Genomic DNA, 12,060 nt, shown 5'->3' on the forward strand with positions numbered 1-12,060 from the left:
GTTGGGGGGGGGGGAGTACGTCCCTCGGGGGTTTTTGGCGACAGAGGGGGGAGCCACAGACGGGGGGGGGGGGTTTCACCGCCTGCGGCACCCCCCCCCCGCCCCGGTGACTCGTGTCATCACCGGCTGGTGTCATCAAGGCCCGCGCCCGTGCCCGTGCTTGCGCACCACCTCCTTGAAACCCACGTCACCGCCGACGTGCCACCCGACCGGAGGAACCGCTGTGACCGCACAACCCCAGGTCCGTACCGAAGCAGGCGAGGTCCCCGACGGCGGGAGGCATCCGGTCGACGAGACGCTGCCCCCGCTCAGGATGATCACCAGCGGGCTGCAGCACGTGGCCGCGATGTACGCGGGAGTGGTGGCCCCACCGCTGATCGTCGGCTCCGCCGTCGGCCTCTCGGGCACCGAGCTCACCTTCCTCACCGGCGCGAGCCTCTTCACCGCGGGCCTCGCCACCTTCCTGCAGACGCTCGGCGTCTGGAGGATCGGCGCCCGGCTGCCCTTCGTCAACGGCGTCACCTTCGCCGGTGTGGCCCCGATGCTCGCCGTCGTCGAGACGACCGACGAAAGGGCGGACGCCCTGCCGGTCATCTTCGGCGCGATCATCGTCGCCGGCCTCCTGGGCTTCCTCGCCGCCCCGTTCTTCAGCCGGCTCGTCCGCTTCTTCCCGCCCGTCGTCACCGGCACGGTCATCACCCTCATCGGTGTGTCGCTGCTGCCGGTGGCCTTCCGCTGGGCCCAGGGCCCCGATCCCGCGGCGGCGGAATACGGTTCGACGACCCATCTGTCGCTCGCCGCGCTCACCCTGGTCGTCGTCCTGGCGCTGCGGCGTTTCAGCCGCGGGTTCGTCAAGCAGATCGCGGTCCTGCTCGGGCTGGTCATCGGCACGGTCGTCGCCGTGCCGTTCGGCGTCACCGACTTCGGCCCGGTCGCCGAGGCGGGGCTCGTCGGCTTCCCGACGCCCTTCCACTTCGGCGCGCCGCAGTTCGCGCTCGCCGCGACCCTCTCCATGTGCGTCGTGATGCTCGTCTCGATGACCGAGTCCACCGCGGACATGCTCGCCCTGGGGGAAATCGTCGAACGGCCCGCCGACGAGCGGACCATCGCGGCCGGTCTGCGTGCGGACACCCTCGGCTCCGCGCTGAGCCCGCTGTTCAACGGTTTCATGTGCAGCGCCTTCGCCCAGAACATCGGGCTGGTCGCCATGACCCGCATCCGCAGCCGCTTCGTGGTCGCCGTCGGGGGCGGGTTCCTCGTCCTGATGGGGCTGTGCCCCGTCGCGGCGTCCCTGATCGCGGTCGTCCCGCGCCCGGTGCTGGGCGGAGCGGGGGTCGTGCTCTTCGGTTCGGTCGCCGCGAGCGGTATTCAGACCCTGGTCAAGGCGGGCCTGGACAAGGGCGACAACGTGATGATCGTCGCAGTTTCCCTGGCCGTCGGCATCATCCCGATCACGGAGCCGGAGTTCTACCACGCCTTCCCGGGCACCGCGAAGATCATTCTGGACTCGGGCATCTCGACGGGGTGCGTGGCCGCGGTGCTGCTCAATGTGCTGTTCAACCACCTGGGACCGCGGAGGAGTTCCGGGGCCTCCTCCTCCGAACCGGCCGCCGCTCTCACCCACTGAGACGGCACGGTGCCCCCGTCCGCGGACCGTGCGGACGGGGCACCGCACGGGGCGAGGGACCCGGGGGCGATCCGGAACCCCTGCTACCCCCAGAAACGTTGCGCAGCCCCGGCCCGTCGCGTAGCTTGCGCGTACCGGAGGGTAAGCGCCGCCGATCAGTTGCTCTATGTGTTCTGGGGAGACCATGCTCCGGCGATTCCGCCGCCCCACGATCCGCGGACGGATCGTGACCCTGACGGTCATACCGGTCATCGCCCTCATGGCCCTGTGGACGTTCGCCGTGGTGTCCGTCACCGGCGACCTGCGCGCCCTCATCCGACTCCAGGGCGTCTACGAGGCGTTCGGAACCCCCGTCGACACCGCCGTCGGGCAGATCCAGATCGAACGCCGCCTCTCCGCCGCCTACCTCGGCACCAGGAGCCGGGACCGCTCGGCCGAGGTGGCCGCACTGACCCAGCAGCAGCGGTCCACCGACCGCGCCGTCGCCGCCATGCGCGACGCCATCAACGACCAGGACCGGCGCGGTGACCTGTCGGATCGCCAGAAGCAGTCGCTCGACATGATGCTCCAGGCCGCGGACGGCCTGGAGGGGCTGCGCGAACGCGTGATGGCCCGGAAGATCTCCTGGGACGGTGCCGTCGACGCGTACACCGGCATCGTCGAACCGACCTTCGACGTCCAGTCCAGCCTCACCGCGCTCCAGGCCGGCCGCCTGGCGCGGGAGGCGCAGGTCGTCATCGAACTGGTGCGGGTCCGTGAGTACGTCTCCCGCGAGGACGCCCTCGTGGCGGGTGCGCGCGCGGCGGGCCGCCTCACGGACCGCCAGTACGACGCGCTCACCGGCACCATCGAGGACCGGCGGGTCTTCCACCGCACCTATGTACCGGATCTTCCCGAGGACTCCCGTCGGCTGTTCACGGAGTTCGAGCAGGGTGCCGAATACCGCGCGCTGACCGACGGCGAGGACGCCCTGCTGCGGGCGGACCCGGACGACGCCGCCGAGGCCATCGCCGCCGAGTCCTGGCGGACCACGACCGACCGGGCCGTCAAGCGCTACATGCTGCTGTGCACGGAGTCCGCGCTCAACACCGCCGACCGCGGACGCGAGTTCGCCTACGACGAGATGACGAAGGCGGCCGTCGTCGGCGGCGCAGGGCTCGTCGCCGTGGGCCTGTCGATCGGGTTCTCCGTCGCCAGCGGACGGCGCATCTCGCGCCGGCTGGAGGCACTGCGGGACGCTGCCGATGTGCTGGCAGCCCGTCAGCTGCCCGAGGTCATGGCCCGGCTCGGCGCGGGCGAGGAGGTCGATGCGGCCGAGGCCGCGCCGCCGCTGCACTTCGGCGACCCGGAGGACGGCCTGGACGAGATCGGACAGGTCGGACAGGCACTCAACACCGCCCGCCTCGCCGCCGTCGAGGCGGCCGTCAAGCAGGCGACCCTGCGCCGCGGGGTCTTCGCCGTACTGCTCAACATCGCCCGCCGCAACCAGGCGCTCGTGCACCGTCAGGCGAAGCTCGTCGACACCCTGGAACGCCGTACGGCCGACCCCGACACGCTCGAGGACCTCTTCCGCATCGACCATCTGACCACCCGGATGCGGCGCCACGCCGAGGGTCTGATCATCCTCTCCGGCGCCACCCCCGGTCGCCGCTGGCGCAGACCGGTGCCCGTGGTCGACGTCGTCGCGGCCGCGGTGGGCGAGATCGAGGACTACACCAGGGTCGTGGTGCCCCCGATGCCGTCGGTGGGAGTGGCCGCGGAAGCGGTGGCCGACGTGGTGCACCTGATCGCCGAACTCGTCGAGAACGCCACGGTGTTCTCCCCGCCGCACACCCAGGTCACGATGCGCACCGGCGAGGCCCGCAACGGCTTCGTGCTGGAGATCGACGACCGCGGCCTCGGTATGAACGCCGAGGAACTGGACCAGGCACACCGGACGCTGACCCGGCCCGGTGACTTCGACCCGGTGCAGGACGAACGGCTCGGCCTGTACGTCGTGGGGCGGCTCGCCGCCCGGCACGGCATCGATGTGACGCTCACCCGCTCGCCGTACGGCGGCACCACGGCGGTGCTGCTGCTGCCGCACTCGCTGCTGGCCCCCGTCGAGCAGGCGGTGCCCGGCTCCACCGGTCCCGTGGCCGCCGGTCCCGCGGCCGCGGCCGGGCCGGCCGGTGAGCAGCGGGTGACCCCGGCGGTGTCCGCCCCGCTCGAAGCCGTGGCCCCGGCTCCCCGGCGCTCGCCGGAGGGCACGGTGCGGCACCAGGTGCCGGGGGATGTCCCGCGTCGGGACACGCTTCCCGGCCCGGAAACCGGCGACGACGCCGGCCACGACGTGCTCCCGGTCGCGGTCCCGGCCGGCACCCCGGTTCCGGCCGCCACCCCGGTCGCGGCCGCCGCCCCGACCGTGGCCGACGGTTCGCGCGCGGAAGCCACCCTCGGCGCGGTGACCGGGCGCGACATGGCAGCCGCCCCGGCCCCGGCCCCCGTCGCGGAGGCAGTGCCCGGCAGCGGAACGCACGCCGACGCCGCGCCCGTTGCCGAGCCGGTCGGGGACGCCGTTCGCGGCCGGGCCGCCGACCCCGTTCCCGGGCCTGTCGTGGACCCCGCGCCCGGCACACGACCGGTCCGTGGTCCGGAGCCCGATCCGGTGCCGGTATCGGATCCGGGCGTCCCGCCGGTCCATGAACGTGCCCGGAAGCAGCCGGACGCGCAGGAGACCTCCGGCTCCCCGCAGCCCGCGGAAGCACAGCCGCCCGTGCGACCCCTGCCCACCCGGGTGCGCCAGGCGTCCCTGGCCGCCCCGCTGCGCGGCGCGCCGCCTGCCGCGGCCGAGCCGCCGGTCAAGGAGACGACCCCGGAGGAGATGCGTTCGATCTTCGGTGCCTTCCAGCGGGGACTCGACCGGGGCCGCAGCGGCGAACCCGTCGCCCAGGCCTCACCCGGCGACACGCCGCGACGCACCCGCACGATCGACGAAGGGACGGACGACGATGTCTGAGGAACGCCATGACGACCAGTCGGACCTCGGCTGGCTCCTCGACGACCTGCTGGCCCGCACCGACCACGTCCGCCAGGCGGTCCTGCTCACGGCCGACGGTCTGGCCATCAGCGCGTCCGAAGGCATGGGCCGCAAGGACATCGAGCACCTCTCGGCGGTCTGTGCCGGCTTCCACAGCCTCGCCAAGGAGGTCGGTTCCCGTTTCGAGGCGGGGAACGTCCGCCAGACGATGGTGATGCTGGAGGACGCCTACCTCTTCGTCACACCGGCCGGCGACGGCAGCCGGCTGGCCGTGCTTTCCGACATCGAGACGGACGTCGGGCAGCTCGCCCACGAAATGTCCCTGCTGGTCAGGCGGGTGGGCCGGCACATGGCCGTGCCCTCGCGCTCGACTGCCGAGGCCACCGACGCGTAGCCCGTGAGCGACCACTGGTACGAGGACGAGTCCGGCCCGCTGGTGCGGCCGTACACCGTGACCCGGGGCCGGACCCGTCCGGTCGCGGAGCACAGCATCGACCTGCTGTCGTACGTCACGGCCCTGGAAACGGCCGGCGCCGCACCGCCGCTCGACCACGCCCGCAGTGCCCTGCTGGACCTGGTGGGCCGGGGGCCGCGGGAGGTCGCCGAGATCGCGGCGGACGCGGACCTGCCGGTCACGGTCGTCCGGGTGCTGCTGGTGGATCTGGTCGAGGCCGGACTGGTGCGCATCTCCCCGCCGGCGACCGGAGCGGGGATCGACGATCCGGAGCTGCTGCGCGAAATCGTGGAACGGCTCAAGGCGTTGTAACCCGGCCCCGGCCCCGGCCCCGGCCCCGGCCCCGGCCCAGGTCGTCCGGACCGGGCTGCATGCCCGACCGGTGGAAGGCTACGGCGGACCGTCCACCCGTCGCAGGCGGGGTCCGGCTGTCCGGCGGAGGCCGGTGGCGGCTCACCCGGCGGCCGAGGGATCCCAGCGCATGAGGTTGCCGAACAGCTCGGCCTGTTCGATCGCGTCGTCCAGTGCATGATGGGTGTGCCGTCGGCGCGACAGCAGCTCGCGGGGCATCCTGCCCTTCACGACGGCCCGCAGCGGCAGTCCCGCCTTGGTCGCGTAGAGCGTCTTCATGTCCATGCAGCCGGAGTGGCCGAACGGGCTCCCGCCGGTGAACCGGATCAGGTACCAGTACAGGAACGTCCAGTCGTACGAGGCCGGATACCCGCACATCACCGGCTGCGCCCCGGCGCCGACCTCCTGCACCCAGGCGGTGAACTCCGCCATGACCTCGGCGGGGTCGCCCCCTTCGGCGAGCAGCCGGTCCCGGTCGAGTCCGCTCACCGCGAGCGCCGCCGGGTCGTACGTGTCACTGATCGGGCACAGCTCCCGGTAGAACGTCTGCTTCTCGGGGTCGGCCGCGACATACCTCTCCCCGTCCTGGCGCCCGGCCACCGCCGCGCCGATGCTGATCATCGAATAGGGCCCCGGGATCGGGCCGTCGGCCTCGATGTCCACGGAGATGTAGAGACTGGGTTTGATCCTGCCTTTGCTTGTTGTCACGGTTGTGAGCATGCCAGGCTGCCCGCCCGGGGCGCGCACCCATTTCGGCGCCCGCCCCGGCCGACGGTCACTCCCGCCCGTACGGCGCCCGCCACTTACGACATCCCGGGCGCCCTCCTCCGGCACTCCGCCGCGAGGGACGGGTACGCCCCAGCGATGGCCGCGTAGACGCGCTCCCGGAGCAGTGCCTCCGCCTCGGCCCGCCCCACGGACGCGTCCAGACCGTCGAGCAGGCGGTCGTACCGCGAGAGTGCGTACCGCAAGTAGTCGACCTCTCTGCGGATCAGCGCGGCCCGGGCGTCGTCCCCGGTCTGCTCCGGTGGCGGGCCGCCGTGCCGGGACGCCCGCGCGGCCAGCGCCTCCTCCCCGAGCCGCGGCACATGGAGCGGCTCGGCGCGGATCGTCGCCAGGACCGCCTGCCGTCTGCGCTCCGCGATCGCCTTGCGGACTCCCGACTCGTGCCGCGCCAGGAACGGCTCGCTCGCCTCGACCGCCTCCACCCGGGAGACCGAGTACAGCCACTGGGGTGCGGCCCGCCGCACCGGATGTCGTCTGCGCACATCCGGCTCCCCGAGCAGTTCGCGCACCATCGCATCGGTCCACCCGCGCTGCCGCAGCCCGGTCAGCGACACAAAGCGCGGCCGTCGCCGCGCCCCGGACACAGTTGTACGATCCGTCATCTTCCCCCCTTGGTTGGTGACGGAGTGTGACGACTTCAGTGAAGCAGCCCCCACTGACAACGGCGTTGCCGACAGCGAAGCTATGGGCCCGGCAGCCGTCCCACGAGGGCGCGTACGGGCGCACGGCATCAAGCGGCGCTCACCGGCCACCGCCCCCGTGCCTCGGGGGTGCGAAGCCACCGGGAGGAGGAGCACGCTCCGCGGGCGTACACCGATGGATCCGAGGGCGTACCCCGATGGAGGGGACCGTCCCCGGGTACTCCGGTTCCGTGGCCGGCCGACACTACGCTGGGAAGGGTGGATGAGACCGTTCTGATCAACACCGGACTCGACGCGTTCCTCGCCGGCACCCCGGACCTCCGCGCCCCCTCCTCCCGGCGCGTAGCGGACGCCGTCCTGTTCCTGCTCGCCCTGCGCGGCGCGGACCGCAGAACCGGGCTCCCCGAGCCCACCCCGGACCTCGTCCGCCACCTGTTGCTCGAAGATGTGCCCGCCCACGTCTGCGCGACCCCCGACGAACTCCCCCTCTTCCCCGCCGTCCTCACCGCGCTCGCCGACCGGGTCCGCGAGGCCGGCCGGCTCAACGCCAAACGCCTGGACCGACTGGTCACGGCGGTCGAGGCCACCGTGCCCGACTTCGAGCGGGCCATGACGGACCCCGGCAATCTGACCTGGCCGCGCTGGTACGCCGCGCTGCTGCGGGCGGACGGCGTCGACGGCGACGACCCCGCCGCCGTCCTGGACTGGCTCGCCGCCCACGACCGCGTCCCCGGTGCCGGGCGTCCCGCCCTGCCCGGCACCATGCACCGCTCGGATCTCATGGGCCGGACCGCCGTGGCGCAGGCCGTCCTGGCCGAGGCGCTGCTGGCGGCGATCGTCCGCGACGAGCAGACGCCCTCGCCGGCCGGTCGCCTCCTGGACCTGCGGGCGCGGGGCGGCGAACTCCACAGCGGGCTGCGGGACATCGCGGCCTCGCTGTCGGACCGCTGGACCGCCGCGGGACTCCTGGAAGCGCTGGCCGGGCCCTACGCCCATCTCGCCCCCGGCCCGGAGGCGTTCCCGCACCTCGTCCTGGCCGACACCCTCCTCGACCAGCACCTCGACTACTACAGCGACTCCGCGGTGCCCACCCCGCCCCCGCCGGCACTCCCCGCCCCGGACGAGATCCCCGGGCTGCTGCGCGCCGCGCCGCTCCCGTCCGCACTCGCCGCGGCCACGGCGCAGGGCGCGGGCCCGGGCGGTGACGACGTACTCGCACTCGCCGAGGCCTGCGGGTTCCTCGCCCCGTCCGGGAACGGGGAGCCATCACGCCCAGGGCCTGCCGCGACGGTCTGGACCGACGGTTCGCCGGGAGAGTTCACCGAGCTGGCCGCCGACGTCCTCGCCGCCGTGGTCGAACAGCTCCAGCAGAACCCCGGGACGGGCGACAGGTTCGCCGCCGAGGCCCCGCACCTCCTGTACGCCGTCTACCAGCGCGGCTGTCTCCCCGAATCCATCGCGCGCAAAGCGGGGGAGTACGGCTCCTGGGACATCGCACCGGCCCTGGAGGACGTCCCCGTATCCGTTCCCGACGAGGCGCCCGGCGCCTACGAGACCCCGTCCCCCCAGCAGTTGTCCGAACTGTTCGGACTTCCGGACCTGGACGAAGGGGATCGTGACCGCCTCGACGCGGACGCACGGCCGCTCGCCGCCGTCGTCGACCGGCTCGCGGAGACCGGCATGGTGTTCCGCACCGGCGACGCGTTCGGCCTCACCCCTCTCGGCGCGGCCGTGCTCCGCTACCTCCTGACCGCCCGCCACATCGAGGCACCCGACGGCGGAGCCGTCGCCTCCTGGAGCGCCGAGACCCTGGTCGCGGCGGCCGAGGGCTGGTCCCAGTACGCCGCCGCGCCCGCGCTCGCCGGATGGCTGCGGGCCCGAGGGGACAGCGCCGAGGCCTGGCGCGAACTCCTCACCGCCATCGGCTCCGTCCACCACGGTACCTTCGAAGCCTCCGGCACCCGCGAACTGTTCCACGCCCTCGACACCGCGGGCGCTCCCGTCGAAGCCCTGCAGGACGCCCTCACCGACCCGGTGATCGGCGCCTGCGCACAGGAATCCCTACGGGCCCGCGGCGAGGCCGCGGACGCCCGCCTCGTCCCCCGATCGGCACGGGCCACCTGGACCCTCGACCGGCTCACCGACCGCTGGCGGGCGGACGGACGCGCGAGCGTGCTGTCCGCCCGGAGGGAAGCCGCGGACGAGGAACTGTCCCTGCCCCACAGCCGTTCAGTCTTCCTTCTCTCAGCCTTCGACGATGCGGCGGCCTCCTGGCCGGGCGGCCCGGCCACCCTGATCACGGACCTCGTCACCGCCGACCCGCACGCGGCGTCCAGGATCCTGGCCGCCCTGCGCGCCGAGCACGGGGACCCCCAGGTGGCCACGGCCGCGAACCGCGCCCTCCAGGCACTGGCACACCGCGGCGACCGGCCGCGGAGGCCGGCCGTGAAGCGGCGGAAGCGCCGCTAGGCCGTCTGCCGACGTGACGTCTGTCGAGATGACGTCTGCCGACCTGACGCCTGCCCGGTCGTGAGCAGCGGGTCGTGCCCCGCACCGCGCGGTGCTGCGGATGCGGGCCCGCCCGGCGCGCGTGACGCTGGACCTATGGCCGAGCCCCGTGTGATCGTCTACCCGCCCGACGACGAGGGCGCCCGGAGGGTGCGCTACGACGGAGTGATCCTGGGCCGGGCCTTCAAGCCCAGCGACATCGTGGAGTTCCTGCGGGTGGCCGGAGCGGACACCGACGCGATCCGGCTCGACGACGAGGAACTCTTCGACTGGCGCGGCGGCGCACTGCAGACCTGGGTCCAATCCTCCCCCTGACCCGCTGTCGCCCGAACGGCTCCGCGGAGGAGACGGAGCCGTTCGGGCAGCGGCGTGATCAGGGGAGCGCGGTCAGATACATCGCGGACGGGCCCGAGCCGGGTGTGTTGCGGCATGCGAAGTCACCCGTGGTCCTGCCGTACACGAGGGTGAGACAGCGGCCCTGGGCGAGCTGTCCGTAGTAGTTGGGGTGCATGGACTCCTGGACCGGCCCCTGGGTGCCGTTGCTGTCGATCCAGCGCGCCCACTCGCTCGCCGCCCCGGACGGAGGCTGCGTGGCGGACACCAGCCTGCTGCTCTTCGCGCACACCTCACGGCCCTGGAGCGCGTCGCGCAGGTCGAGGAACTGCACGCCCTTCGCCGCGGCCACCGCCTTGAGCCGGCCGGCGAGCTGCGGCGTCAGGGAGTCACGGGCCCAGTCCGCGTCCAGGTTCCAGAACGGGCATCCGCCGGTGCTGACGCGGGACCAGCCGCTCTCCGGGTAGCGGTTCTCCGCGGCGCGCGGAATGGGCGAGGGGTACGACTGGAGCACGATCCGGTACGCCGACGACGAGTACCCCGCGGCGGCCATCACGGCGCGGATCTCGTCGACGGCCTTGCCGACGTTCGCCATCACTCCGTCGATCTTCATGTCGACGGCCGTCTGCTGGTCGTCGTGGCAGTACGAGTACCAGACGATGTAGTCGGTCGCGCAGGCACGGATGACGTCGGCGAACCCCAGGTCGTTCCCGCCGATCGACAGGGCGACGACCTTCACGTCGTTCGCGGCGGCGATGGCGGCGAGCTGGTCCGCCTGCGGCGCCTCGCCCTTGTAGGCGACACCGCCGTTCACCGCACGGAACACGTTCTGCGTCACGGCGCCGGAGCACGCGATGTTGATCAGCTTCTCGGCGGTTCCCGTGGCGCTGCGCACCTCGGCCGAGTCGGAGCGGTGGCAGCCGTTCGAGGCCGTCGTCCCGTACACCAGCGCCGGGTCGTAACCGCTCCCGGTCCACGCCCGGTCGGTGCCGTCGCGGCTGCCGCTGTTGGTGAGGCTGTTACCCTGCCAGCGGCCCGCCTCACCCGAGATGTAGCTGTCCCCCATGGACACGATCGCGGTGGGCCCCGACGAGGGACCCGCCACGGCCGTGCCCGTTCCCGCGGTGGCAGCGGCCACGAGCGCGAGCGGCAGTGCGAGGGAGACGAGGCGCCCTGTCTGTCTGTGGCGCGTGGGGAACACGCGCGTGGTGCGGAATCCGGTCACGACGGAACTCCTGCGGTCGGCCACGCCGGATCGGGATTCAGCCGATCTCCAGGCGATGTGGCGTAACGATGTGGGGGCCGCCGGCCGGTGGCATGCGGGAATGTGGCACAGCGCCGCTTGTTACCGCTAGGTAGGTGCAGGTCTCTTTTTCGTCACGCGGGCACGGGCGATTTTCGGTCGCCGGATGGACGAGGGGTATGGGGCGTCCGTACGGGGCACCGCCCGAACGCCGGCTGTGGCGTGTCCGCCTGCGGACTCGTACGGACGTTCAGGCGTCACATGCTCACGTGAGCGGCAATCAGGGGCTGTTGACGGACACTCACCACCGGGACGGGCCGGGGGCGTCCAAGGTGTTCCGTCGTCTTGGCGGGGCCGTCGGGCCACGGGATACGGGTCTGGACCGATCCTGTATTTCATGGAGGTCGGACATGCAACGCCGTTGCGCGGCCGCAGCGTTCGTCTGTTGCGCAACTCCCCTGGTCGCCTACTGCGGCAGCGGGGAGTGAGGCGGCGAGAGCCCGCCCGTGCCGGCCGGTGTGACCGCACGGGCCGGCAGTGCGGCCTCGGTGCATGTGATGTGGGAGCCGGCCTCCGGCAATGAGGCGGTCACCGGCTACGAGGTCCACGAGAGCGGGACCGTGGTCGCGTCGGTTTCCGCCGCCGGACACATGGTCGACATCGACCGGCTGTCACCCGGGAACGTCTACGGCTTCACCGTCCGGGCGCGACGCGGCAGGGAACCTCTCCGGGGCCGGGCCCGTCGTGTCCGCCACCATGCCGGGGCGGACACCGGAGGGCCGCGGCGTGCCCACCCGGCCGACGTCGTCGCGCGCCCGTGGGGACGGCCGTCGTGCGGTGAATGCGTGGGGCGACTTCCCGGCCCGGCACACCGTGGTCGTCCTGTAGGGGCATGTCCGACATCGCCATGCAAGATCCGCTCCGTCTGTAGAAGTCACGACAAGGTGGTTCTGCTTGATTCAGACCCTTTGTGGCAGCAATCACAGAATTGGGTCTTGCTGTGGAAGCCCTTCATTCGGATGCTTGGAGCACCCCTGGCGGAAATTCCCATTCCCAGATGAACCGCCTTGCATGGGACCCCTCCGACGAATCCTGTGA

Annotated in this window: 10 protein-coding genes; 7 read left to right on the plus strand and 3 right to left on the minus strand. The window is 72.6% G+C overall.

Annotation, left to right across the window (positions count from 1 at the left end; translation table 11 throughout):
- The first annotated feature begins 223 nt into the window (after nucleotides 1-223).
- From ACZ4Z5_RS20565 to ACZ4Z5_RS20580, 4 genes are all read left to right on the plus strand, one after another.
- On the plus strand, nucleotides 224-1,627 hold the full coding sequence (locus ACZ4Z5_RS20565; RefSeq protein ID WP_468264727.1) for a nucleobase:cation symporter-2 family protein: 1,404 nt from the start codon (nucleotides 224-226) through the stop codon (nucleotides 1,625-1,627).
- Nucleotides 1,628-1,853: 226 nt separating this feature from the next.
- The gene (locus ACZ4Z5_RS20570; protein WP_468264729.1) at nucleotides 1,854-4,625 is read left to right on the plus strand and encodes a sensor histidine kinase; all 2,772 of its coding nucleotides are present in this window, start codon (nucleotides 1,854-1,856) and stop codon (nucleotides 4,623-4,625) included.
- Nucleotides 4,618-5,040, plus strand: coding sequence for a roadblock/LC7 domain-containing protein (locus ACZ4Z5_RS20575; protein ID WP_468264731.1), 423 nt, complete (start codon nucleotides 4,618-4,620; stop codon nucleotides 5,038-5,040). The genes ACZ4Z5_RS20570 and ACZ4Z5_RS20575 overlap by 8 nt, the downstream gene beginning before the upstream one ends.
- A gap of 3 nt (nucleotides 5,041-5,043) precedes the next feature.
- Entirely contained in the window at nucleotides 5,044-5,412 is a 369-nt protein-coding gene (locus ACZ4Z5_RS20580; RefSeq protein ID WP_468264733.1) for a DUF742 domain-containing protein, read from the plus strand.
- Between the two features lie 141 nt (nucleotides 5,413-5,553).
- Here the strand turns inward: ACZ4Z5_RS20580 and ACZ4Z5_RS20585 are convergent, their stop codons facing one another.
- Together ACZ4Z5_RS20585 and ACZ4Z5_RS20590 are read right to left on the minus strand one after the other, a co-directional pair.
- The gene (locus ACZ4Z5_RS20585) at nucleotides 5,554-6,159 is read right to left on the minus strand and encodes a 3'-5' exonuclease (protein ID WP_468264735.1); all 606 of its coding nucleotides are present in this window, start codon (nucleotides 6,157-6,159) and stop codon (nucleotides 5,554-5,556) included.
- Between the two features lie 95 nt (nucleotides 6,160-6,254).
- Entirely contained in the window at nucleotides 6,255-6,839 is a 585-nt protein-coding gene (locus ACZ4Z5_RS20590; RefSeq protein WP_468264737.1) for a hypothetical protein, read from the minus strand.
- Nucleotides 6,840-7,136: 297 nt separating this feature from the next.
- Here ACZ4Z5_RS20590 and ACZ4Z5_RS20595 point away from each other — a divergent pair, with 297 nt between their 5' ends.
- Nucleotides 7,137-9,347, plus strand: a complete 2,211-nt coding sequence (locus ACZ4Z5_RS20595; RefSeq protein WP_468264739.1) for a hypothetical protein — start codon at nucleotides 7,137-7,139, stop codon at nucleotides 9,345-9,347.
- A gap of 135 nt (nucleotides 9,348-9,482) precedes the next feature.
- A complete protein-coding gene (locus ACZ4Z5_RS20600; protein WP_468264741.1) occupies nucleotides 9,483-9,701 on the plus strand; it encodes a hypothetical protein in 219 nt (72 codons plus the stop codon).
- 58 nt (nucleotides 9,702-9,759) lie between these two features.
- Here the strand turns inward: ACZ4Z5_RS20600 and ACZ4Z5_RS20605 are convergent, their stop codons facing one another.
- Nucleotides 9,760-10,944 (minus strand): GDSL-type esterase/lipase family protein, encoded by a 1,185-nt coding sequence (locus ACZ4Z5_RS20605; protein WP_468264743.1) that lies wholly within the window; start codon nucleotides 10,942-10,944, stop codon nucleotides 9,760-9,762.
- 536 nt (nucleotides 10,945-11,480) lie between these two features.
- Between ACZ4Z5_RS20605 and ACZ4Z5_RS20610 the strand changes: the two genes are divergently transcribed.
- Complete coding sequence (locus ACZ4Z5_RS20610) at nucleotides 11,481-12,023, plus strand: fibronectin type III domain-containing protein (RefSeq protein WP_468265028.1); 543 nt, start codon at nucleotides 11,481-11,483, stop codon at nucleotides 12,021-12,023.
- The last annotated feature ends 37 nt before the right edge of the window (nucleotides 12,024-12,060 follow it).

This window comes from Streptomyces sp. NPDC030222 (genome assembly GCF_055573115.1).